Source organism: Flavobacterium sp. MK4S-17, from assembly GCF_009848495.1.
Lineage (GTDB): Bacteria > Bacteroidota > Bacteroidia > Flavobacteriales > Flavobacteriaceae > Flavobacterium.
In genome coordinates this window covers 14,278-38,630 of sequence record NZ_WWEP01000028.1, presented here as the reverse complement: position 1 = coordinate 38,630, position 24,353 = coordinate 14,278, and the positions used below count along the sequence as shown (strand labels likewise).

Genomic DNA, 24,353 nt, shown 5'->3' with positions numbered 1-24,353 from the left:
TTAAAGTTAATTCCTTTTGATAAATAGCATTTTGAAGTATCTTTGCGCCAGTTTTTGACAATAATGAAAATTATATTGAACGCTTCACAAAAACCGGTATCACTAAAAGCACTTTTTGCTGATTTTACTGCAATTACAAAAGCCAGGCTGGCAATAAGCGTGGTTTTTTCATCTGTTGCAGGATATTTGTTAGGTGTTTCCGGCGAGCACCCATTCAGTTGGGGTACACTTATTATGCTAACTATTGGCGGTTATTGCATGGTGGGTGCATCAAATGTGTATAACCAGGTTATAGAAAAAGACCTTGATATGCTTATGGACAGGACTAAAAACCGTCCTGTACCTTCGGGTAAAGTGTCGTCAAGAAATGCTTTTATACTGGGTTCACTGCTCACAATTATGGGTATAACAATACTATACAGTATTAACCCTAAAACGGCCATGTTTGGGGCTATATCTATATTTTTATATACCAGTATTTATACTCCTTTAAAAACTGTAACGCCACTTGCGGTTTTTGTGGGTGCCTTTCCCGGGGCTATACCTTTTATGCTGGGCTGGGTAGCTGCTACCAATGATTTTGGTATTGAGGCGGGAACACTATTCCTTATACAGTTTTTTTGGCAATTTCCTCACTTTTGGGCTATTGGCTGGTTTTTATTTGATGATTACAAGAAGGCAGGCTTCTTTATGCTGCCTACCGGTAAGCGCGATAAAAAAACCGCTTTGCAAACCATACTTTATACATCATGGCTTATACTTGCCTCGCTGCTTCCGGCTACGGGTTATACAGGTTCGCTTAAATTAAGTTTAGTTTCTGCTGTACTTGTTTTGCTGTTGGGGCTGTGGATGCTGTGGCATGCGGTGAAACTGTATAAGCAGATGGACGGGCCGGCTGCCCGCAGGCTTATGCTTGTAAGCGTTTCTTATATTTCGTTATTGCAGGTTATATATGTGTTAGACAAATTTATACGATAAAATATGGAAATGTCCTTAAAAGAACATAACGATAGAAAAGGCAGGTCATACAAAATGCTGCTTTGGTTTGGCATGATAAGTATGTTTATGATGTTTGCAGGGCTTACCAGTGCCTACGTGGTAAGCACCTCAAGGCCCGACTGGCTTAATGACTTTGTCCTGCCACCTGCGTTTATGGTAAGTACTGTGGTAATAATTGCCAGCAGTTTTACTTTTCACCTTGCAAAAATGGCAATAAAAAAAGGTGACAGGAATAATACAACGGTTTTTTTGCTGGCAACCCTTGCGCTGGGAATAGGTTTTGTGGTGTCGCAATTTTATGGCTTTGCTGAAGTAATTGCCAATGGCTATTATTTTACAGGTGCCGAAAGTACTGTAACAACATCTTTTCTTTACATAGTTACCATAGTGCATATGGCGCACCTGTTTGCAGGGCTTATTGTGCTGCTTGTGGTAATTTATAATCATTTTAAACAAAAATACACTCCTACACAAACGCTTGGAATAGAGTTAGGTGCAATGTTTTGGCATTTTCTTGATGTTTTGTGGGTTTACCTGTTTTTATTTTTCTATTTCTATTAAAGAAAAAAAATGTAAATTTGGAAACTTTTTAACTAATAACTCAATATGGCAGCGACAGTTACAACAACAGCTACTACTACCGAAAAAGTTTGGGGCGGCGGAAACGAGCCTATGGGAGCGAGTTACGGCAAAATGATGATGTGGTTCTTCATCGTTTCAGATGCACTTACTTTTTCAGGCTTTCTTGCTTCTTACGGTTTTTCAAGGTTTAAATTTATTGAAACATGGCCTATAGCCGATGAGGTATTTACACACTTTCCGTTTTTGCATGGTGTAGATGCCCCAATGTATTATGTGGCTTTAATGACATTTATACTTATATTCTCATCTGTAACTATGGTACTTGCAGTTGATGCGGGCCACCAGATGAAGAAAACCAAAGTTGCCATATACATGCTTTTAACCATTATAGGTGGTGCTATTTTCCTTGGCTCTCAGGCATGGGAGTGGAAAAACTTTATAAAAGGTGAATATGGTGCTGTTGAAACCAATGGTGGTGCCATACTGCAATTTGTAAATACAGATGGTGAAAGGGTTGCGCTTGCTGATTTTGCTGTTGATATGCCTGCTGAAAGGGTAAATAATGTTAGGAGTAAAGGTATTTGGTTCCAGGATTCTGCCCCTATGGGTAATTACAGCGTGCAGGAAGTAGTGGAAGGCTTTAAGGCAAACCCTGACCTGCTAATTAAAACAGAATTAATTGACCAGAATACAAAGCAAAAAATTGTACTGTCAAGGGAAGAGTCCTTAAAAAGGATTGAAGATTCTTATATAGTTGTAGAAGGTGCAAGCCTTATAAGGAATGAATACGGGCATAAGCTTTTTGCCGATTTCTTTTTCTTTATAACAGGTTTCCACGGTTTCCACGTATTTTCGGGTGTTATACTTAATATCATTATTTTCCTTAATGTGCTTTTAGGTACTTATGAAAAAAGGAGAAATTATGAAATGGTTGAAAAGGTTGGTTTATACTGGCACTTTGTAGACCTTGTTTGGGTATTTGTATTTACATTCTTCTATCTTGTTTAATTTATTTAAAAAGTTATAAAAACCATGGCACATTCTCACGAATCAAATACTAAGAGAATCTGGACTGTATTCGGCATATTATCTATAATAACAATTGTAGAGGTAGCTTTGGGTATAGAAAAGCCTGATTTTTTATTCATGACAAACCTGTTTAACCTTAACCTGTTAAACTGGATTTTCATTATTCTGACTCTTGTAAAAGCATATTATATTATGTGGGCTTTCATGCACCTTGAAGGGGAAAAAGCCAATTTAAGGTGGACTATAGTAGCACCGCTGGTATTCCTTATAATTTATCTTATATTCATAATATTGATAGAAGGTAATTATGTTTTTGAGGTTTTCCATAACTCACAATACAAATGGTTATTTTAAGAAAATACATTTAATAAAAAAGGCGGTTTTTTGAACCGCCTTTTTTATTTTTGCAAAAGGATATTTTCAAGATGAAAAAAAGGTTTCTTTTAATAGGGCTGCTGATACTGCCACTGGTTATTTACCTGTACTTTTCGCTGGCAAAGCATAATTCGCTTTTCCTGCCCATTATTTCCAAAAACATTAATGAACTGCCCGAGGGTAAAACCCTTGATGGTAAATTTGTACAGTTGGAAGACAAAATTTCTATTGTAGGGTATTTAGGCAACGACCTTGAAAAACGAAAAGAAAGTATTTTTAACCTTAGCCAGAAGATAAACAACAAATACAGGGGCTTTGCCGATTTCCAGATAGTTATGCTGGTGCCGGAGGGTAATGAAGAAAAAGTGAATAAAATGATTTCTGAACTTGCTGTAATGGCAGATATATCGGACTGGCGCTTTGTATTTACATCCCCTGAAAACATTGCAAGGTTTCATAAGTCTTTGGATGTTGAGGAACAGCTTGACGCACAGTATGGTTCTTATTATGTATTTATTGTAGATAAAGACCGCAATGTTAGAGGCCGTAATGGCAAAGGGAAAGACGGTAGTGAAGAATATAAGGAAGGGTATAACACCTTTTCGGCAGCAGAACTTCATAATGAAATGACCGATGATGTAAAAATCTTACTTCGCGAATACCGCCTTGCTTTAAAAAGGAATAAAAACAGGAGGGAAATTTAATGAAGAATAAATCATACATCGGGATATCTTTTATAGTGCTGCTTTTTGGTATTTGGGCAGTGCCTAAAATTGTAGCAAAATTCCAAAAATCAGACCTTGTTGAAATTGGCCCTGTGCCTTCATTTGAGCTGACTGACCAAAACGGAAAGAAAATTTCGGATAAAGATTACCTTGGTAAAGTTTATGTGGTAGAGTTCTTTTTTACTACCTGCCCAACCATATGCCCAAAAATGAACCAGAATATGCTGTTGCTGCAAAAAGAGTTTTACGGCAACCCTGAATTCGGGATAGCGTCAATTACCATTAACCCGGAATATGATACTCCGCAGGTGCTTAAGGAGCATGCCGAGCTTTTGGGTGTAAAGCATTATAACTGGCATTTTTTAACAGGGGATAAGGATTACATATACAGCCTTGCACAAAAAGGTTTTAACCTTTATGCAGGTGAAAATAAAAATGTTGCCGGTGGCTTTGAACACTCGGGGCTATTTGCGCTTATAGATAAAGAAGGCAAAATACGCTGCAGGAAAGACAAATTCGGTAATCCTATACTGTATTATGACGGCCTTGAAGACAGTGGTGTGCAGGCTATAAAAGAAGATATAAAAAAGTTACTTGAAGAATAATGGAAAAGGTAATGAACGGCAATGCTGCCGAAAAGAAATATAATAAATGGATAATAATTTTATCTGTTGCCATACCGGTAGTAGTTGCGCTTTTATTTGGGGTTAACCTTAGGAAGCTGGGTTATGATGTTAAGCCGCTTTCATTCCTGCCGCCTATATATGCTGCTATAAACGGGCTTACTGCAATTGTACTTGTGGTTTCGGTAATGGCTGTAAGGAGGGGAAAGCAAAAGCTGCATGAAAACCTAATGAAGTTTGCCATTTTCTTATCAGTATGTTTCCTGGCTATGTATGTAGCTTACCATATGACTTCCGACTCTACAAAGTTTGGGGGCGAGGGTGTTATAAGATATGTTTATTACTTTATACTTATAACACATATATTACTTTCGGTAATAATTATACCTTTTGTGCTTATAACTTATGTAAGGGCTATTACGGGTTCTTTCGAAAGGCACAGGAAACTGGCACGTATAACTTACCCATTATGGCTGTATGTTGCCGTTACAGGTGTAGTGGTTTATTTAATGATTTCGCCTTACTACGCACATTAAGTGCAGGGCATAATGCTGAATGATAATGAAGAAGTTTTTATTTGCACTTGTAGTTTTCTTGCTACTGCCCATATCAATCAATGCGCAATGTGCTATGTGCAGGGCAGCACTGGAAAGCAGTGATAGCGGTATTAAACCCGAAGCGGTAAATGATGGTATTGTATACCTCATGATTTTCCCATACCTGCTTGTAGGGCTTGTGGGCTATGCCATATATAAAATGCGCAAAAAGAAAAAAGAAGCCCAGGCAGCAGCAGAATAATTATTTCATTCCGTTTATTTTCAGGTCTATTTTACCTGTGCCTTTTAAAAAGGCAATTATCGCCTTATTGGTAACCTGTACTTTATCAAACTCCAGTTCGTTTATAGAGCCGTTAATAAATATGCCTTCCATTGGTGAATAATTGCTTATATACGGCATCAGGTTTTTCCTGCCTTCTTCAAGGTTATCCTTTATGGAATAGCGGCAGCTTTCTTCAATTTTTTTAAGTATGTAGCCTTCGGCCAGCCAGTTGGCTGTTTTCAGTAATACACTTTTAGTGTTCAGTACATAATCCAGCTGGTCAAAATAAATTTCTTTGGTGGCGGGGTTATAGCTTGGGTAGCCCGAAAGGTATATAGTGCCATTTATACTGCCTGTTAAATCAAGTGCAATAATTATTTTGCCTTCCTTGCCCCAAAGTTCCACTTTTTGAACAGTTACCTTTTTTTTACCAGAACCGAATTCCTGCCCTTTAAAGTTTTTGGTAATTATGCCCGAAGCACTTGCATAGGTTGAAACAGCGGCAATATTTACATTTACCTTATCCGGCATTTTGCTCACCGCTTTTAAAACCACATCTTCTTTTTTAAATGAGCTTTTCGGTTTTTGGCCTACCATTGTCTGCATAGTACACTTAAGCCCCATTTCCATTGTAATCTGTTTATTGGTAAGTACGGCATCAGTAACATAAAGTTCTACAGGGTTAAGCTTAAACCAGGTTTCATATTGTTCATTAGCCATAAAAGGATTGCTGATGGTTTGCAGTGCTTCAAGAACCTGTGGCTTAAAATCGGTAGCCTTATGTATAGCCTTGTCCAGTTCCTGTTCAATTTGTGATTTAAACAGCTTTACGGCAGGGTTTATAAGGTAAGTAATGGCTATTTTTTTTCCGCCTACTGTAACCGTAGGGCTTTCCTTCCATTCAAGAGATTCAATTGAGGTAACAGTAGTCATCTTCCAGTTGGATAAGCCCACTTTGCTATTAAACGTTACTACAGCATCAAGGTTTACCTCTCGGGTGTCATACAGGCTTATACCAAGCGCAGATGCCCCATATTTTACGTTTGCCGTTACTTTAATGGGAACAACTGTTTGCAGCCTGCCCTTTGTTTCGGTAAATTTTATAGGTGCTGTTTTCCACACTTTCATGGCAATATTATCATCATTAATATCCTTATCCTCATAAATCAGTCCGCTAAGGAATTTATTTAACTGTGTTTCAATATCGCCCAGTGTTATGGTAACAGGAACATTTATAAAAGAGGTAGAGGTTTCATATACAACAGGAGCGTTGTCTGAAGGTTCCGGCTTAAGGGCTTCTATGCGCTTCGCTGTAGAGCAGCCGGTAATAAATACTGCTGTTAGCATAAACAGCAGGCAGGATAATGCTATACGTTTCATACATTTATTGTGCAAAAATCGCAGTAAATGTAGTATATAAATTGTAACAAAAAACAGTGTATAGTGTCTAATGGGTACAATTAAATTCCTTTGTTTGGAATATTTAAATAACTTTGTAAAAAAACCTTTATTAACCAATATGAGAAGCAAACCGGTTGCATTACTCTTATTTGTGTATTTAAGCCTTTTTGCGGTGCAGTTGCAGGCACAGCAAAAAAAATGGACGCTGCGCGAGTGCGTGGAATATGCAATGCAAAACAATATTTCAGTACGCCAGTCTGAACTTGACCTTCAGTTATCAGAAATCAGTAAAAAAGATGCATGGGGTGCATTTTTACCCTCTGCCAATGCAAATATTACACATGGCTGGAGCATGGGTTTGAGCCCCAACCCCATAACCAACGTTAACCAGGAGCAGAACACACGTTTTACTAATGCAGGTATAAGTGCACGTATAGATTTGTTTAAGGGGCTTCAAAACCTGGCACAGCTCCGCAGGTCAAGAATGGCTGTTTTAGCAAGCCAGTACCAATTGCAAAAAATTAGGGAAGATGTTTCCCTTAACGTGGCAAATGCTTTTTTGCAGATATTATTCAATAAAGAAAACTTAAAGGTACAGCAGGAACAACTGCAAATAGATACTAAGCAATTTAACCGTACCCAGCAGCTTGTGGATGGCGGTATGGTGCCAAAAGGCGACCTTTTGGATATTGAGGCGACCGTTGCAGCCGATAACCAAAGGGTGGTGGCTGCAGAAAACCAGTTGCTGATTTCCAAACTAAGCCTTGCGCAGTTATTACAACTGGAAGATTTTGCCAATTTTGATATAGCCGATGAGGAATATGAGGCGGAATTAAGCGAGGTGATGGCTGAAACCCCTAAGTCGGTTTATGATAAGGCACGTACTTTAAGGACAGAAATAAAACTGGCTGAAGCCAACCGTGATGTTGCGGAACAGGATGTTAAAGTAGCCAGAGGTGCATATCAGCCGACACTTTCAGGTTTTTATAATCTCGATTCTAGGGTAACTTCATTACTGCCTTATCCTTTTTGGGACCAGTTGTGGGATTATAAAGGGCACACATTGGGCTTCCAGCTAAGCATCCCGATACTTAACGGTTTAAGTACCCGCAATAATGTACAGCGCTCCAAAGTGGCTTTTGAAAGGTCTAAACTTGCATTGGAGCAGCAGGAGCTTGACCTTGAAAGAAATGTTTATACTGCCTATACAGATGTACAGGGAGCGCAAAAGGCTTATGATGCTGCTGTTTCGGCTTCTGAGGCAAGAAAGCAGGCACTTACGTATGCACAGGCGCGTTATGAGGAGGGGCTTATTAATGTTTTTGACCTGAACCAGGCACAAACCCTTGCCGTAAACGCACAATCAGAAGTATTGCGCACAAAATATGACTTAATTTTCAGGATAAAGATTTTAGAATTTTATTTCGGTATACCAATTATTGAAAAACCATAGCTATGTCAAAAAGGAATATATATTTATTAAGCGGAGTCGTAGTTGTAATTATTTTACTTATAGTACTTAGCAAAAGTGGAGTAATAGGTAAAAAAGATGAAGGAAAAGAAGTTGAAACACAACAGGTAAAAGAAATTACACTGGTTGAAACGGTTTCTGCCACAGGAAAGGTACAGCCGGAGGTGGAAGTTAAAATATCTTCTGAAGTATCGGGTGAAATAATACAGCTGCCGGTTAAGGAAGGGCAGGCTATAAAAAAAGGCGACCTATTGGTAAAAATTAACCCGGATTTGTATGAATCGGGTGTAAACAGGAGTGCCGCAGCACTTTCAACAGCAAAAGCCGGGCTTAACCAGGCAGAAGCACAACTTAAAGAGGCCAAGGCGAATTATAACCGGAACAAGGCCCTGTTTGATAAAGGCGTTATATCTAAATCCGAATGGGATAAAATTATATCTGCTTATGAGGTGGCCCAGGCCTCACGCCAATCGGCTTACTTTAGTGTTCAAAGCGCTGCTGCTACAGTGAGTGAAGCAAGCGACAACCTGAACAGGACAACCATATATTCTCCTGTAGATGGTACCATATCAAGGCTGGATGCAGAACTTGGCGAACGTGTGGTAGGTACACAGCAAATGGCTGGTACCGAAATATTAAGGGTGGCAAACCTTAATAATATGGAAGTGGAAGTTGATGTTAACGAGAATGATATTGTAAAAATTGAAATTGGTGATGAAGCGGATATTGAGGTTGATGCTTACCTGAAAAGGAAATTTAAAGGAGAAGTTACCAGTATATCCAATTCCGCCAGCAGTGACCTTACTGCAGACCAGGTTACCAACTTTAAAGTTAAAGTAAGGATACTTAAAGAGTCTTACGAAGATATGATGAAAGGCAAGCCATCTAATTATTCTCCTTTCAGGCCGGGAATGACTGCAACTGTTGATATTATAACCGAAAGAAAAGAAAATATACTTGCAGTTCCAATCAGTGCAGTAGTGGTAAAGTCAGATACTACCTCCGTTAAAAGAGATGTTGTTAAAGAGCTTGAGCAAAAAGAAAAAGAACAAAAAACAGGTGTAACAGATAAAAGGTTTGAGTGTGTTTTTGTAAAAGAAGGTAATAAGGCAGTTTTAAAGCCAATTACTACAGGCATACAGGATGACACTAATATAGAGGTGGTAAAAGGGCTGAAAAAAGGCGATGTGGTTATTACAGGCCCTTATACAACCGTAACACGAGAACTTAACCCGGATGATATTGTAAAAGTAAAATCCAAGCAATAAGGTTTAGAAGACAGAAACAAGTTAATGGGCTTTATACTTAATATAGAAACAGCAACTAAAAACTGTTCGGTTTCATTATCTAAAAACGGGGATACTGTAAGCCTGAAAGAATATGCGGGGCAGGGATATACCCATGCCGAAAAGTTACACGTTTTTATAGATGAAGTTTTTAAAGAAGCAGGCTTAGCCTACAGTGACCTTAGTGCGGTGGCTGTAAGTAAGGGCCCCGGTTCTTACACGGGTTTGCGTATTGGTGTTTCAGCCGCGAAAGGTTTATGCTATGCATTGAATATTCCGCTTATTGCTATTGATACCCTGGAACTTCTTGCCCGTAAAATTTCAGTAAACGACGGGGTTATTATACCTATGATAGACGCCAGGCGCATGGAGGTTTACAGTGCCATATATACAAGCGATTATAGACAGTTGAGAGCTACACAGGCTGAAGTAATAACAGAGAGTTCTTTTACTGAAACAACAGGTAAAATACACCTTGTGGGCGATGGAGCCTTAAAATGCAAAGAATTACTTTTTGACAGCAGGTTTATATATCATGATGATGTTATATATCCTTCTACTGCCCAGATGGCTGAGTTATCTTATCTAAAATATAAAATAAGCGACACTGTTGATGTCGCTTATTTTGAACCTTATTATTTAAAAGATTTTATAGCCGGTAAATAGCGATTAGCTTGTTACTGTTGCGACAGTACATTTTTACCGTCAGTATTTTTTATTATGATATCGCGCTGAGGGAAAGGTATTTCAATGCCTTCTTTGTCAAATTCAATTTTGGTGTTTTCTTTTATGTCAGAAAACATTTGCCAGAAATCCTCATTGGTAGCCCATACAAAAACCTGAAAATTAACGGAATTGTCGGCAAGGTCTTTTATCCTTATAACCGGGGCAGGATCTTTAAGTATTTTTGGGTCTTTTTCAATTACACGGGTTAAAACGCTTTTTACGTGTTCAATATTGCTGTTGTACCCAACCCCTATAATAAACTCTGCTTTACGCAAAGGTTCTTTGGAGTAATTTTTAATATTGCCGTTAGATAATGCACCGTTAGGTATAAACACTACCTGATTGTTAGGGGTAAGCAGTTTGGTGTAAAGAATTTGTATTTCGACAACTGTACCGCCTTCGCCCTGCACTTCAATATAATGGCCAACACGGAATGGCTTGAAAAGTATTATTAATATACCTCCTGCAAAGTTGGATAATGAACCCTGCAATGACAGGCCTATTGCAAGGCCTGCGGCACCTATTACAGCTACAAATGCAGAGGTTTCTATACCCAGTGCACCAACTACCATTATAAATAACAACACCCTTAAAACCCATGTAAATATATCCATTAAAAACTTAATGAGCGTTGGGTCCATATCTTCCCTGCGCACCATCATGCGTTTCATGAACCATCGGAAAAACTTAATGATAAAAATCCCCGCAATTAAAATAAGTACAGCTTTAATCAGGTTGGGTAAAAACGTTATAAAATAATTTTGCAGCCCTTCAATGTAGTCGTTAAAATTCATTCTGTTCAATATTTATTTTTAATTGTTTTACAGCTTCATCAGCATCATAAACAGGCAAATTACAAGCCTTATTCTTACAAACATAAAACATTAAACTATTTTTAACAAAGCGGCCTTTTAAAAAAGGTATGGGTGATTTCCCGGTACATCCGGCTAATAATACATGAGGTATATATAGGCTGTTGATTTGTTTGGCAGCCTCGGCTGCATTTGTGCCGCATATAGCCAGTTCCCTGTTTTGGCCGGAAAAATTTAACCAAAGGTTAAGCCAGTTTGAAAAAGCAGAAGCATAATCAAAATTAGGAGTTATAAGCCGCAGCATGTTTTTAGCCCTAATTTCATAATGGCTGTTTTCAAATAATATGCTCAGTTTAAATAATGCATTAGCCATTACAGAGTTTGAAGCGGGAATAACATTATCTTCGGTTTCATAATGTGCGGCTATCAATGCTTTTTCATTAACCTGGTTGTAAGCAAAAAACTGTTTTTTCTCATCATAAAAATTATCCAGGCAATAATCGGCCAGTTGCTTTGCATAAAGTAACCATTGCTCGTGCAGGGTAGCTTCATATAGTGTTATAAAGGCATCTATAGTATGTGCGTAATCCTCAAGAAAACCTTTGATTTTTGCTTTATCATTTTTATAAGTCCGCCATAAAAAGCCATCAGCATGCCACATTTCCTTTACAATAAATTCAGCGTTTTTTATGGCAGCATTAATATACTCCTGTTTTTGAAAAGCTTTATAGCTATCAGCATAGCCTTTAAGCATTAACGCATTCCATGAGGTTAGCACTTTATCATCAAGCCCGGGTGAATGCCTTTTTTTTCGTTCGTTATATAATAGTTTTTCCCAGCCCTGTTTTTTGAGTTTCAACTCCTTAAAAGTTATGTGATATGTGTTTGCAATTTCCTCTAATGGACGGGTTTGTATAAGTACGTAATTTTTATGCTCCCAATAACCAAACTCGTTAATATTATAAACTGCTGAAAAAATTTCATAATCTTCTTTAATCAGCCTTTCAAGCTCATCTTTTTGCCACACATAAAAAGCGCCTTCCTCCTGTTTTCCATCTTCATTTATGCTGTCAGCATCAAGTGCACTGTAAAACGCCCCGTTTTCCATTGTAAGTTCTGCTTTTATAAATTCATGCGTTTTCTCAACCACTTCCTTATAAAGTGGCTTTTGGGTGCGCTTATAGGCTTCTGAATATAATGACAGGAGCTGCCCATTGTCATACAGCATTTTTTCAAAATGCGGCACATGCCACCGCATATCCACAGAGTAACGGGAAAAGCCGCCGCCAATAGTATCAAATAGCCCACCCCATGCCATACGGGTAAGGGTTAGGTCTACAAAATCCAGGATTTCATTATTTTGAGTCTGATAACCATAGCGCTGAAGAAAAAGATAGTTGTTGGGCATCATAAATTTTGGTGCGCGTGCATAGCCTCCATATTCTTTATCGAAACTTTTAGCCCATTTAGTTACCAGTTTTTCTAATTCCTTCATGGTAGGTAAAGCAGCCTCATTATCTACACTTACCAGTTCCATAGCCTGGATACCTGAAAGTAATTTTTCGGCATAATCATAAACTTTAGCAGGCTCGTTTTGGTATAGTTGCTGCAATTGCTGCAAAGCATCTATCCAGTTATTTTTCCTGAAGAAAGTGCCTCCCCAAACCGGCTTTCCATCCGGCAACAGCACAACATTCATAGGCCAGCCGCCCTGCCCGGTCATTAACTGTACAGCTTTCATATAAATACTGTCAATATCAGGGCGTTCTTCCCTGTCAACTTTTATGGAAATATAATGCTCATTCATTACCAGTGCCACTTCTTCATCTTCAAAACTTTCATGTTCCATAACGTGGCACCAGTGGCAGGCAGAATACCCCACGCTGAGCACAATTAACTTGTTTTGCTCTTTTGCCAGTGCAAGTGTTTTATCATTCCATGCTTTCCAGTAAATAGGATTTTTTGCATGCTGTAATAAGTAAGGGCTTGTTTCAAGGTGGAGTTCGTTCATAATTCAAGTTCAAAATTTTAATAAAATTAGGCAAATTAAAATACCTAACTTGTATTAGTTGAGGGCAATGTAATATTTTAATTTATGTTGTTAAAGGATTATTAAAAAGCTTTATTTTTATATCTAATTCATAAGGTATATTTAAATTTGATGAACCGTTATATAAAATAAATCACCATGTCCAAGTTAAAAAGGCCTGTATATCTTAAACCCGGAGCGGATGATTTTTTTAAAAAACTGCATAAGGAAGTAGAAGAAACTGTTTTAAAAAACAACCGTTACTACCGTTATAATGTAGCTAAATCTTTAGGACTATTAATTTTATATTTTACCTTTTACACTTGCATTCTTTTATTTGGCAGCAACACATCATTACTGTTCCTTTTCTATATACTTTGCGGCTTTACAATGATTGTGCTTTTTATAAACGGTTTTCATGATGCGGTGCACGGCGCACTTTTTAAAAAGCCCAGGCATAATGATATGTTTACTTATATATTGGAAGTCTTTGGCAGTAATAAATGGCTTTGGTCGCGCAGGCACATAAGCCTGCACCATGCCTACCCTAATGTGCCGGAATGGGATATAGATATTAAACAGAGTGACCTGGTGCGTATTTTTCCTACCAGCCCTTTATTAAAATTGCATAAATACCAGCACATATATATGTGGTTTATATATCCTTTTTACACTATCAACTGGCTGTTTATAAGAGATTTTAAAGATTTCTTTGGTGAAAAAGATAATTATGTAAAAAGGGTTGTGCAAATACCCAGGCACGAAGTGTACCGGCTTTTTGGTGCTAAAATATTTAACCTGCTTTATATGCTGGTTTTGCCGATTATAATTTTAAACCAGCCATGGCACATTATTTTTTCTGCGTGGATTGTAATGCACCTTTTGGCAAGTATGCTGGGGGTAATAGCATTGGTTTCAACCCATGTAGATGAGCATGCCAATTTTCCGGTTGCTGATGAAAACGGAAAAATTTCCACCACCTGGGCTATGCACCAGATGGTTGTTACTAAAGATTTTAGTACTGAAAGTAAATTTGCCAATTTCCTTTTTGGAGGGTTTACACATCATGTGGCACATCATCTTTTTCCGGGGGTTGGGCATACCTATTATCCATACATAACACCTATAATAAAAAAGTATGCAGCCGAATACAACCTGCCTTATACTAATTATCCTTTTCATAAAGCAGTACGCTCGCATTTCAGGATGTTGAAAAAGCATGGAATGAAGGAAAATATTATGATGACCGGGGAGATATGATTTTTAAGGCAGTGTAAAAAATAAAAAGCCCCTTAAAAGTTAAGGGGCTTTTTGTGGTACCTCCAGGAATCGAACCAGGGACACATGGATTTTCAGTCCATTGCTCTACCAACTGAGCTAAGGTACCGTTGCTATTGCGGGTGCAAATATAGAATCATTTTTACATTATCCAAAACAAAATTTAAAAAAAATCAATTTGTATCTTTGCCCAACAAACAAAGGGGAAATGCTTTTAGCTGTAGATGTTGGCAATACTAAAATTAAAGCTGCTGTTTTTGAGGGATATGGGCTTTTAAATAAAGCAGTATTTGATAAAAAACACTGGCTGGAAAATTTTGAAAAAATTTTTACGGGCTACTCCCAAATCCACACTCTTATTTTGGCTTCAGTGCAAAATGAAGATGAAACAATGCTTTCATGGCTTATACAAAAAGCAGGGGTAATTTTAATAAACCACACCAGCAGCTTCCCTTTTAAAAATAATTATGCAACCCCTTTAACATTGGGTATCGACAGGATGGTGCTTTCGGCAGGGGCTGTATTGCAGTTTCCGGGCAGCAACCGCCTTGTTATTGATGCCGGCACGTGTATTACTTATGACTTTACAGATGCGGATAATGTTTACCATGGAGGCGCAATCTCTCCCGGATTACAGCTAAGGTATAATGCCATGCATAATTTTACCGCAAAACTTCCGTTGTTATATCCTGAAATGCCTGATGATTTTGTCGGTAATTCCACTGCCGGTGCCATGCATTCGGGCGTGGTGAACGGGGTTTTGCATGAAATACAGGGCTTTATAAAACAGTATACGGAACAGTATCAGGATGTAAAACTAATATTGACGGGTGGGGATGCTGATTTTTTGGCTAAAAGATTAAAAAACACCATATTTGCCAATTCAAATTTCCTGCTGGAAAGTTTGAACCATTTATATTTATACTTAAATCAAAAATGATTAAAAAAATTATTGTGAGCTTTAGCCTGCTTGCGGCTTCGGTTGCCTTTGCGCAGGAAAACAATGCTTCCCCATATTCATATTACGGAATAGGTGATGTAAAATTTAAAGGTACTGCAGAAAACCGCGCTATGGGCGGGCTGGGCATATTGTCAGACAGTATCCACCTTAACCTGCAAAACCCCGCATCATACAGTGCGTTAAAATTTACAACATTCAGTATCGCGGCCAGTACGTCTTCCACAACATTTAAAACCAGTTCCGGTAATGACGATGCCAGCCGTACCACGGTGGATTACCTTGCGGTGGGCCTTCCCGTTAATAACCTTGCCTTTGCTTTCGGGCTTATGCCTTATAGTGCGGTTGGTTATAAAATAAGGAACTCTGTTATTGATGATAACGGTTTTGAAAGGGCAAGGCGATTTGAGGGAAGCGGCGGCCTTAACCGTGTGTTCCTTGGCGCATCCTATAATATAACTCCCAAATTTAGTTTAGGTGCAGATTTTCAGTATAACTTTGGTGATATAGAAACCAGGTCGGCTGTATCTATACCAGGCTTGGAGTACTCTACAAGGGAATTGAATAATTCTGATTACAGCGGTTTTTCATTTAACATAGGCGCAATTTATAAAACAAGGCTTAAGGAAAAATACGACTGGTACACCAGTGCCACTTATACCCCGGCAGGTACGCTTAACAGCTCTACCGAAAGGGAACTGGCAACCATATACTATTCCAGGTCAGGTAATGAAATTGTAGTGGAAAAGCTTGGGGTGCGCAGTTTTGATGGTGATGTAAAAACCCCTTCAAAAATTTCATTAGGTTCAGGAATAGGGCAAAACCTTAAATGGTTTGCGGGTGTAGAATATACATTTCAGGAAAGCAATGAACTGGGCAACAGGTTTGATAATATAACAAATGCGGGATTTGAGCAATCACATAAAGTTGCCGTGGGTGGTTATTACATTCCCCGTTACATGTCATTCAGCAGTTATTTAAGCAGGGTTACCTACAGGGCAGGTTTTAAATACGAAAAAACAGGGCTTGTAGTAAACGGCGAATCCATCAATGATTATGGGGTTTCTTTTGGCATGGGGCTCCCGTTAGGCAGCTATATCGGTTCATCTAACCTTAACATAGGTGTTGAGTATGGTAAAAGAGGCACAACAAATGCTAACCTGGTTCAGGAAAATTATGTAAATTTATTCGTCAGCCTTTCCTTAAACGATAAGTGGTTCGTAAAAAGGAAGTACGACTAAAGCCTAAAACCTGATATATGAAAGCTAAATTTATATTGCCGTTAATTTTTACAGTTGCTTTATCCCTAAATGTATTGGGGCAGGGCAGTGTTGACTGTGAAGCAGCCTTTAAGGCTTTTGAGCAGAAAATTACTGAGGGTAATTATAATGGGCTTTCGGTGCAATTGGCAGATATTTTAAAAGACTGCCCAAAGTTTAGCGAGAAGGTTTATATATATGGGGAAAGGGTTTTAAAAGCCAATATTACTTCTGAAAATAACCCCGAACTAAAATCACAATACATTAGCGACCTCGTGGCACTTTATGATTTGTATGAAAAGAATTTCCCGGTTAACAATTTTGCTGCCGGAATGCGCAAGGCAATGCTGCTTAAAAATAACGGGCTCGCTACCGAAGAAGAAGCATTTAAGTTAATGGATGCCTCATTTACAAAAAATAAAGAGGCTTTTAACGATTATGAAGCCTTACAGGAATACTTTATACTGTTCCAGAAACGCTATGAGCAAGGAAATAAGCAAATAACAGATGCGCAGTTTGTAGAAAAGTATGGAGAGGTAGCAGGGCAGGTTATGAAGGCTAAGGAGGAAGTAGTAGCCGAGCGCGACAGGATTACTGCAAAACAGCAAAACAAGGAGCAGTTAACTCCTGATGAGAAGTTTTATATAATGGATACGGAATTTTCACCCGATGCGCTGGATGGCGTACTTGATAATATAAGCCTTTTGGCGGCCAAACATTTTAACTGCCAGAAGCTGGAAGCTTATTATGGGGAAAAGCTGGAAGCGAATAATACAAACATTTCGTGGCTGGAAAGCATGGTTAATGTAATGTATAATAACAAGTGTTATAACGCGCCTTCATTATATAAAGCTGCACTTTCGCTGCATAAAGTAAAACCGTCTTCCAAATCGGCTGAACGCCTTGCTAATATTGAATTAAAGCTTGGCAATACAGAAAAGGCTATAGCATATTTTGATGAGTCGGCAGAAATGGAGGAGAGCGCAATCAAAAAATCCAATATATACCTTCGTGTAGCTACTATTGTAAGAAATATAGATAAAGCAAAAACCAAGCAGTATATTACCAAAGCAGCTGATTTAAACCCTAAATCAGGCCAGCCTTACCTTATGCTTGCAGAAATGTATTCTTCGGTTACACCAGGCGATTGCAAACTGACCGAATTTGAGCGTAAAGCTTTATTGTGGCTTGCTATTGATACGCTTAAAAAAGCCGAAATGGCAGAACCGAAATATAAATCTACTGTTGAAGCGATGGTGAAAAGCTATGGCAAAAGATTGCCTACAAAAGCCGAAGCTAAGGAGGCTAAAAAAGATAAGGGCGATAAAATTGTTTATGGCTGCTGGATAAATGAAACCGTTACTGTGCCTAAATTATAATATGGAGTTTAAATATACTGTAAGAATATTATTATTTGCGGCATGCGGCATGCTGATGTTATCCTGTGAAAGCAATTTTAAAGATGTGCAGCGCATTAACAAAGTGGCATTTATGCCATCTACCCGTGCTGAGGACATCAACCTGAAATATACAGATTCGGGTAGGGTAAAGGCTATTCTTGTGAGTCCGCTTATGCTGGACTATTCCAATCTTGAGTATGGTTTTAATGAATTTCCTGAAGGTGTACATGTTACACTGCTGGACGATAAAAGCAAGGAGAGCTATGTAGATTCTGACTACGCTATTTCGTATGCTAAGACCGATATAATAGATTTAAGGGGTAATGTAAAGATTACTTCGGCAGATGGAAAAGTGCTGGAAACTGAGCAGCTTTATTATGACCAGAAAAATGAGTGGTTTTATACGGAAGAATGGTTTAAATTTACCGATGGGCAGGGCAGCTTCCTGCAGGGGCCGGGGATAGACTTCAGCAAGGACTTTAAGGTTTTTAATATGCAGAGGAATACCGGCGAAAGGGCGATTGATGAAAATGAAAAATAAATAAAAATGGGATATTTAAAATTTGTAGCATACATATATCTTTTGGCAGGTGCATTCTTTATATATGAGGGTGTGGTTGCTATGCAAAATAATGAAAACAGCTTTTTGATGTTCCTTTTGGCCGGCTGTGCAATTTTCATGTTTTTTTTCAGGAGGCGTTTTGCCAAAAAATTTGAAGAAAGGAAAAAACAAAAGTAAATGTATTGGAAACCCTGATAATAATAGCCAGCCTGTTGCTTTCGGCATTCTTTTCGGGGATGGAAATAGCCTATGTCTCATCAAATAAGGTTTACCTTGGTGTGGAAAGCAGGCAGACTACATTTATTTCCCGCATTTTAACCCGCCTTACCGAAAACCCCATACAGTTTATTACCTCAATGCTTATAGGAAACAGCATTGCCCTTGTAGTATATAGTTACTATATGGGCGGTGTGGTAATGCGCTGGCTGGAAACGGCAGGATGGCAAATGCCTGTTTTTTACAATGTTTTGCTGCAGGTAGTTATTTCCATGTTTATACTGCTGGTTACTGCCGAATTTATACCTAAGGTTTTCTTCCAGATATATGCCAACACGCTTATAAAGTTTTTTGCTGTCCCGGCTTATGTTTTTTACCTTATATTTTCACGAATATCCCTTATTATAGTTGCAATATCAGATTTTATACTTGTAAAAATACTGGGCACTAAGGGCGATACGCGCCAGGCCTATTTCAGCAAAGGTGAACTGGGACATTATATAGCCGAACAGATGAACGGTTCTGACAGCCAGGAAGAAGTGGATTCGGAAATACAGATATTCCAGAATGCGCTTGAGTTTTCCGATTTAAAGGCACGGGATGTAATGACACCACGCACCGAAATTGCAGCGGTTGAAGTTAATGATTCGGTTACGGAACTGCGGGAGCTTTTTGTGGAAACGGGCTATTCCAAAATGATTGTTTATAAGGACACACTAGATAACATTATAGGTTACGTACATTCCTTTGAGCTGTTTAAAAAGCCGCAATCAATAAAATCAGTAATGATAACTATTGAATGTGTCCCCGAAACCATTTACATTAAAGAGCTGCTTAATATACTTACCCGCAAACGCAAAAGCATGGCGGTTGTAATGGATGAATATGGAGGTACATCAGGCATTATTACGGTTGAGGATATTATTGAGGAACTGTTTGGGGAAATAGAGGATGAACACGATGAGGAAGAGGAGAGGGTAGAGAAAGTGCTGGAAAACGGCAGCTTTGTGTTTTCGGCAAGGCTTGATGTGGAATATCTTAATGATGAGTATGATATAAACATACCCGAAAAAGATTCCTACACCACACTGGGTGGCTTTATAGTGCATTGTGCAAAGGAAATACCGCAAACAGGCGAAACGCTTACGGTTGATGAATTTGAAGTATATATAGAACAGGCCTCGGCCAAACGGATTGAGTTGGTTCGCATTACGCCAATCCGCAATAAATAGAAAAAAATATCACTTAATTGTAAAATATAGCTGCGCTTCTTTTATTATTTCGCAGATAATTGTATTTTCGCCCACTGAATTAAAAATTAACATTAAGTAAAATGGCAGTTTTATCAAAAATTAGGCAGCGTTCGCTCCTGTTGATACTAGTTATAGGTTTTTGTTTACTTGCTTTTATAATAGGTGATATTATAAACAGCGGTGGCTTTGGAGGGCCTTCAAGAAACGTGGGTAGCGTTAACGGTACCGATATTCCTGTTCAGGATTTTATGCAGAAAGTAAACGATTATTCCAGGATGCAGCAGGGTATAAGCAGTACCCAGGCTACAAACCTTGTATGGAACCAGGAAGTTGACAGGATAATTTTTGCTGAAAGGTTTGATGATGCAGGTTTAAGGGTAGGCCGCGACCATGTGATAAACATGTACAGCCAAAATCCTCAGGTGGGGCAAAACCCTCAGTTTTTAAATGCTGCCGGAAAATTTGATAAAGGCAAGTTTAATGAGTTCCTTTTAAATATGAAAACAGCCAACCCTGCACAATGGGAAATGGTTGAAAGGGAAAGGCCAAATATAGAAAACCAGGCTAAAAGGCAATTATATATAACCATGCTTAAGGCGGGTGTTGTTGCAACTGATGCTGATGGTATGGCCAAGTATAAAGCTGAAAACGACAAAGTTTCTTTTGATTATGTATATGTGCCTTACAGCACTATTAATGATGACCAGGTAAAGGTTTCTGACGATGAGATTATTGCCTACATGAAAAAGAATGAAAAGAAATATGAAGCGGAAGCTTCGCGCAGCATTGAATATGTTTTGATTGAAAACAAACCATCTACAGCAGATGAGCTGGAAATGAGGCAATCAATTAATGCGTTGCTTGCGCCTAAGGTTGTTTATAATGAAGATACCAAAGCCAACGATACTATACCGGGCTTTAGGAATGTGGAAAACATTGAGGAGTTTGTAAATGCAAATTCTGATGTTAAATATGATACTACCTATGTAGCTAAAAAAGACCTTCCGCTTGACCATGCAGAGCAGATTTATAATCTGGGCAAAGGTGAAGTTTATGGCCCTTATATTGATAATGGCTACTACAAGCTAACTAAAATGGTTGACAGGAAACAGGGTGCAAGCGCAAAGGTTAACCACATTCTTATTGCTTATAAAGATGCTATGAGGGCTGCCCCAACTGTAACACTGACTAAGGAGGAGGCCAAAGCCAAAGCAGATGAACTTTTAAGGAAAATAAACTCTAATCCGGGTTCTTTTGCAGAACTTGCTAAAGAAAACTCTGATGATCCGGGTTCTGCCAATAATGGTGGTGAATATGATAATGTTGTACCCGGGCAGATGGTTAAGCCTTTTAATGACTTTGTATTTAATAACCCGGTAGGTAAAACAGGAGTTGTTGAAACTGATTTTGGTTACCACGTTATAAAAGTAAGCGGTAAAAATGAAGCAGTAAGGCTGGCTACTATAGCACAGAAGATTGAGCCTTCAGAAAAAACAAGCGACGAATTGTTCACAAAAGCTACCAAGCTTGAAATGGATGCGCAGGACAAACCGTTTGAGGAACTGGTAAAAGCAGAAAAGCTTACTACAGTTCCTGTTAACAATCTTAAAGCCAATGATGAAAATGTTCAGGGAATTGGCAACCAGAGAGGAATTGTAAAATGGGCTTTTTCTGATGATACAAAAGTGGGCGACGTTAAGAAATTTGACATTCCACAGGGCCATGTTGTAGTAAGCCTTAAAGGCAGCTACGAAAAAGGGCTTTTACCGATAGAGGAGGCTAAAGAAACTGTATTGCCTATATTACGCGACCAGAAAAAAGCAGAGCTTGTAAAACAGAAAATGGCAGGCAGCACTTTGGACGAGGTGGCGCAAAAATCAGGTTCATCAATAGCTAAAGCAAGTGATGTTACCCTTGCAGCACCTATGATAACAGGTATAGGTTCTGAACCTAAAGTTGTAGGTAAGGCATTTGCTTTGGGAGAAGGAAAAACTTCTGACCTTATTGAAGGTAAAATGGGTGTTTTCAAAATTAAGGTTAACAGTATAGCGAAAGCTGCTGAACTGCCTAACTACAGCTCATACACAAGCAGGATGAAAACCCAGGGAAGGGGCGAGGTTCCTTCAAGGATTGCGATGGCTCTTAAAGACAAAGCTGATATTGAAGATAACAGGGCAGAATTCAACTAAGAAGACTGGTTACTTATAAATAAAAAATCCCGCAACTGCGGGATTTTTTATTTTATCATCTCTTTATAAGGTAATATTGTTTTAAAACCTTTCTCACTGAAATAAGGTAAAGGATTGGTTTCACTTATGGCAAGTACAAAATCGCCGCCCCATGCGCCAAGGCTCTTAATTGTACCTTTAAAATCAGGGAACAGTTGTTTTTTTACAGGGGTTATTTCCAGTATACTGGCCATTATATTTTCATGTTTTTCCAGTGCCGAAGTAAATTCCGTAACATTTTCGGCATTTAGTGCCTTTTGTGTGCATTGGTTTATAGCTTCAATTACGGCACTAATCTCTTTTTGTTTGTTGCGGTAAGCCTCAATTGCCGAACGGCTGTTTTGTTTTTTGTTGAGGTACACGAAATAAATCTTATCTGTAAAATCAGGGTTGAATGTTACTTTTTTAGTGGTGGGTTTTCCGTTTTCAATGGTGTAAAGTATTGGGAAGTCATTTTGGGCACAGGCAATATCGTAGCCACTCCCCCCAAAGCTTTCCCAAAGCAATGCATAAGCATCTATGCCGAACCACTGGGCTATATTATTAATTAAGGTAGAGGAGGAGCCAAGCCCCCATTCCCTTGGGAATGTCAACTCCGTTTGTATTTTATAACCTTCTGCATTATCAAGCACTGCCGGATTTTTTTTATAAGCACTATGTAATATGCCTATAAGTGTGTTCACTTCTGTACTGTATAACTGATCATTATAGATTATTGTATTAAAATCAATATCAACATTGAGCCAGCAGTTGCTTTCAACAGTATAGCTTTGCCATTTCAAAATTTTATCGCTGCCTTTGCTAATATGCAGGTACTGCCCGAATATAGTGGGCAATGCAAATGCCTGTGCACCATCCAGTACAGTATATTCGCCTGTTATAAGCAGTTTTCCATTACTGTAATATGTCTTTTCCAATCAGGCGGGTGTAGTGGTTTGTCGTATTGCTTTTATATAATCGGCTACTGCTGCATGGCTCACAGTATTAGTTTCAAAATATTTTGCGGCCTGCTGTTTTTCGCCTTCATTTGCACCAAGCTGGTTCAGTATATTCATCAGGTGCATTTTCATGTGCCCCTGTTGTATACCTGTTGTTGTTAGTGAGCGTAACGCAGCAAAATTTTGCGCCAGACCCGCTACTGCCACTATCTGCATAAGCTCTTTTGCAGAGGGGTTGCCCAGCATTTGCAGGCATAGCTTAACCAATGGATGAAGCGTGGTTAGCCCTCCCACTGTACCCAGTGCTAAGGGCACTTCTATCCAGTGTGTAAATATGCCGTTTTCTACTTTTGCGTGAGAGAGGCTTGTGTATTGTCCGTCTTTTGCTGCATAGGCATGTATGCCTGCCTCCACAGCCCTGAAGTCGTTTCCTGTGGCTACTACTACAGCATCAATACCATTCATTATGCCTTTGTTATGTGTAACAGCCCTGTAAGGTTCCACTTCGGCAATTTGCACTGCAGTAACAAATTTTTGGGCAAATTCTTCAGGGGGCATGCCATTGCCTTCATCAAGCTGCGCTACCGGGCAAGAAACCTCCGCACGCACAGTACAGCCAGGCACATAATTGGAAAGTATGCTCATTACCACCTGTATCTCTTTTTCCTCATCGGTAAAAACAGCATATTTTGCTGCTTCTTCCTTTAGTATTTTTGAAAAACGCTCCAGGCAGGAGTTTATAAAATTAGCCCCCATGCTATCCACTGTTTCAAAAGTGGCATGAAGTTGAAAATAACCCGGCAATAAAGCAGTCTTATCACGCAGTTCAATATCCAGGATACCACCGCCGCGCTTTTCCATATTGCGGGTAAGGTCGTGCGTTCCTGATATCAGTTTGTCTTTTATGTTTTTAAAAAAGGCAGTAAGTTTTCCGGTATCCCCCTTGTATATAAAATGTACCTGCCCAATTTTTTCCGTATTGATTACAGTAGCCTTAAATCCGCCACGCCTGGCCCAGAATTTTGCAGCTTTTGCAGCCGCAGCCACTACAGAGCTTTCTTCTACCGCCATAGGTATGGTATAATCCCGCCCATTAATACTGAAGTTAGGTGCAACACCCAATGGCAGATAAAAATTGGTGATTGTATTTTCTATGAATTCATCATGCAGTTTTTGCAGGGCTGCATCATCATTCCAGTATTTTTTTATTAATTCTATGGCTTCCGCAGGGTTGGAAAAGTATTCCCCTGCAATCCATTCAATCTTCTGCTCTTTGGCAAGTTTGGAAAAACCTGCTATTGCTTTGCTCATTTCCAAATGGTTATGTAATAATTAACGCAAAGATACGCTTTACACTCACCATTTACCAAAAAACTTGTCAATC

At 38.9% G+C, this 24,353-nt stretch carries 24 protein-coding genes and 1 tRNA gene; 19 read left to right on the top strand and 6 right to left on the bottom strand.

Annotated elements, in window-relative coordinates; genetic code table 11:
* The first annotated feature begins 75 nt into the window (after positions 1–75).
* From cyoE to GSF09_RS10130, 8 genes are all read left to right on the top strand, one after another.
* Positions 76–978: a heme o synthase gene (gene cyoE, locus GSF09_RS10165; protein ID WP_201309350.1), complete on the top strand. Its 903-nt coding sequence runs from the start codon at positions 76–78 to the stop codon at positions 976–978.
* 3 nt (positions 979–981) lie between these two features.
* The gene (locus GSF09_RS10160) at positions 982–1,560 is read left to right on the top strand and encodes a heme-copper oxidase subunit III (RefSeq protein ID WP_159801004.1); all 579 of its coding nucleotides are present in this window, start codon (positions 982–984) and stop codon (positions 1,558–1,560) included.
* Positions 1,561–1,605: 45 nt separating this feature from the next.
* Positions 1,606–2,589: a cytochrome c oxidase subunit 3 gene (locus tag GSF09_RS10155; RefSeq protein ID WP_159801002.1), complete on the top strand. Its 984-nt coding sequence runs from the start codon at positions 1,606–1,608 to the stop codon at positions 2,587–2,589.
* Positions 2,590–2,613: 24 nt separating this feature from the next.
* On the top strand, positions 2,614–2,964 hold the full coding sequence (locus GSF09_RS10150; protein ID WP_159801000.1) for a cytochrome C oxidase subunit IV family protein: 351 nt from the start codon (positions 2,614–2,616) through the stop codon (positions 2,962–2,964).
* Between the two features lie 71 nt (positions 2,965–3,035).
* Positions 3,036–3,689: a hypothetical protein gene (locus GSF09_RS10145; RefSeq protein ID WP_159800998.1), complete on the top strand. Its 654-nt coding sequence runs from the start codon at positions 3,036–3,038 to the stop codon at positions 3,687–3,689.
* Positions 3,689–4,315 carry an SCO family protein gene (locus GSF09_RS10140; protein ID WP_159800996.1) on the top strand — a complete coding sequence of 209 codons (627 nt, stop codon included), beginning with the start codon at positions 3,689–3,691 and terminating at the stop codon, positions 4,313–4,315. The genes GSF09_RS10145 and GSF09_RS10140 overlap by 1 nt, the downstream gene beginning before the upstream one ends.
* A complete protein-coding gene (locus GSF09_RS10135; protein WP_236564878.1) occupies positions 4,315–4,869 on the top strand; it encodes a DUF420 domain-containing protein in 555 nt (184 codons plus the stop codon). Before GSF09_RS10140 ends, GSF09_RS10135 begins: the two co-directional genes overlap by 1 nt.
* A 25-nt stretch (positions 4,870–4,894) precedes the next feature.
* Positions 4,895–5,131, top strand: a complete 237-nt coding sequence (locus GSF09_RS10130) for a hypothetical protein (protein WP_159800994.1) — start codon at positions 4,895–4,897, stop codon at positions 5,129–5,131.
* Here the strand turns inward: GSF09_RS10130 and GSF09_RS10125 are convergent, their stop codons facing one another.
* Positions 5,132–6,532 (bottom strand): DUF4403 family protein, encoded by a 1,401-nt coding sequence (locus tag GSF09_RS10125; protein ID WP_159800992.1) that lies wholly within the window; start codon positions 6,530–6,532, stop codon positions 5,132–5,134.
* A 139-nt stretch (positions 6,533–6,671) separates the two neighbouring features.
* On the opposite strand from GSF09_RS10125, the gene GSF09_RS10120 reads away from it, so the two are divergent.
* From GSF09_RS10120 to tsaB, 3 genes are read left to right on the top strand one after another with little or no spacing between them, the layout of a single operon-like run.
* Positions 6,672–8,006 (top strand): TolC family protein, encoded by a 1,335-nt coding sequence (locus GSF09_RS10120; protein ID WP_159800990.1) that lies wholly within the window; start codon positions 6,672–6,674, stop codon positions 8,004–8,006.
* Positions 8,007–8,008: 2 nt separating this feature from the next.
* Positions 8,009–9,292, top strand: coding sequence for an efflux RND transporter periplasmic adaptor subunit (locus GSF09_RS10115; protein WP_159800988.1), 1,284 nt, complete (start codon positions 8,009–8,011; stop codon positions 9,290–9,292).
* Positions 9,293–9,316: 24 nt separating this feature from the next.
* The gene (tsaB, locus tag GSF09_RS10110) at positions 9,317–9,976 is read left to right on the top strand and encodes a tRNA (adenosine(37)-N6)-threonylcarbamoyltransferase complex dimerization subunit type 1 TsaB (protein ID WP_159800986.1); all 660 of its coding nucleotides are present in this window, start codon (positions 9,317–9,319) and stop codon (positions 9,974–9,976) included.
* Positions 9,977–9,987: 11 nt separating this feature from the next.
* Here the strand turns inward: tsaB and GSF09_RS10105 are convergent, their stop codons facing one another.
* Both GSF09_RS10105 and GSF09_RS10100 read right to left on the bottom strand, forming a co-directional pair.
* Positions 9,988–10,830 (bottom strand): mechanosensitive ion channel family protein, encoded by an 843-nt coding sequence (locus GSF09_RS10105; protein WP_159800984.1) that lies wholly within the window; start codon positions 10,828–10,830, stop codon positions 9,988–9,990.
* Complete coding sequence (locus tag GSF09_RS10100; RefSeq protein ID WP_159800982.1) at positions 10,820–12,859, bottom strand: thioredoxin domain-containing protein; 2,040 nt, start codon at positions 12,857–12,859, stop codon at positions 10,820–10,822. Before GSF09_RS10100 ends, GSF09_RS10105 begins: the two co-directional genes overlap by 11 nt.
* A 177-nt stretch (positions 12,860–13,036) precedes the next feature.
* Here GSF09_RS10100 and GSF09_RS10095 point away from each other — a divergent pair, with 177 nt between their 5' ends.
* On the top strand, positions 13,037–14,137 hold the full coding sequence (locus tag GSF09_RS10095) for a fatty acid desaturase (protein WP_159800980.1): 1,101 nt from the start codon (positions 13,037–13,039) through the stop codon (positions 14,135–14,137).
* A gap of 54 nt (positions 14,138–14,191) precedes the next feature.
* Here the strand turns inward: GSF09_RS10095 and GSF09_RS10090 are convergent.
* A tRNA-Phe gene (locus GSF09_RS10090) sits at positions 14,192–14,264 on the bottom strand.
* Between the two features lie 99 nt (positions 14,265–14,363).
* Between GSF09_RS10090 and GSF09_RS10085 the strand changes: the two genes are divergently transcribed.
* The 7 genes from GSF09_RS10085 (at position 14,364) to GSF09_RS10055 (ending at position 21,992) form a co-directional block, all read left to right on the top strand.
* Positions 14,364–15,095 carry a type III pantothenate kinase gene (locus tag GSF09_RS10085; RefSeq protein ID WP_159800978.1) on the top strand — a complete coding sequence of 244 codons (732 nt, stop codon included), beginning with the start codon at positions 14,364–14,366 and terminating at the stop codon, positions 15,093–15,095.
* Positions 15,092–16,354, top strand: coding sequence for a hypothetical protein (locus GSF09_RS10080; RefSeq protein ID WP_159800976.1), 1,263 nt, complete (start codon positions 15,092–15,094; stop codon positions 16,352–16,354). The genes GSF09_RS10085 and GSF09_RS10080 overlap by 4 nt, the downstream gene beginning before the upstream one ends.
* 17 nt (positions 16,355–16,371) lie before the next feature.
* Positions 16,372–17,751, top strand: coding sequence for a lipopolysaccharide assembly protein LapB (locus GSF09_RS10075; protein ID WP_159800974.1), 1,380 nt, complete (start codon positions 16,372–16,374; stop codon positions 17,749–17,751).
* Position 17,752: 1 nt separating this feature from the next.
* Positions 17,753–18,313: an LPS export ABC transporter periplasmic protein LptC gene (gene lptC / locus GSF09_RS10070; RefSeq protein WP_159800971.1), complete on the top strand. Its 561-nt coding sequence runs from the start codon at positions 17,753–17,755 to the stop codon at positions 18,311–18,313.
* Between the two features lie 6 nt (positions 18,314–18,319).
* Entirely contained in the window at positions 18,320–18,511 is a 192-nt protein-coding gene (locus tag GSF09_RS10065) for a hypothetical protein (protein ID WP_159800969.1), read from the top strand.
* A gap of 5 nt (positions 18,512–18,516) precedes the next feature.
* Positions 18,517–19,782: a hemolysin family protein gene (locus GSF09_RS10060; RefSeq protein ID WP_159800967.1), complete on the top strand. Its 1,266-nt coding sequence runs from the start codon at positions 18,517–18,519 to the stop codon at positions 19,780–19,782.
* A gap of 101 nt (positions 19,783–19,883) precedes the next feature.
* Positions 19,884–21,992 carry a peptidylprolyl isomerase gene (locus GSF09_RS10055; protein ID WP_159800965.1) on the top strand — a complete coding sequence of 703 codons (2,109 nt, stop codon included), beginning with the start codon at positions 19,884–19,886 and terminating at the stop codon, positions 21,990–21,992.
* Positions 21,993–22,039: 47 nt separating this feature from the next.
* On the opposite strand, the gene GSF09_RS10050 is transcribed toward GSF09_RS10055, so the two are convergent.
* Both GSF09_RS10050 and GSF09_RS10045 read right to left on the bottom strand, forming a co-directional pair.
* Positions 22,040–22,948 (bottom strand): GYDIA family GHMP kinase, encoded by a 909-nt coding sequence (locus GSF09_RS10050; protein WP_159800963.1) that lies wholly within the window; start codon positions 22,946–22,948, stop codon positions 22,040–22,042.
* Positions 22,949–24,280: a hydroxymethylglutaryl-CoA reductase, degradative gene (locus GSF09_RS10045; protein ID WP_159800961.1), complete on the bottom strand. Its 1,332-nt coding sequence runs from the start codon at positions 24,278–24,280 to the stop codon at positions 22,949–22,951. It lies immediately after the preceding gene.
* Positions 24,281–24,353: the final 73 nt, after the last annotated feature.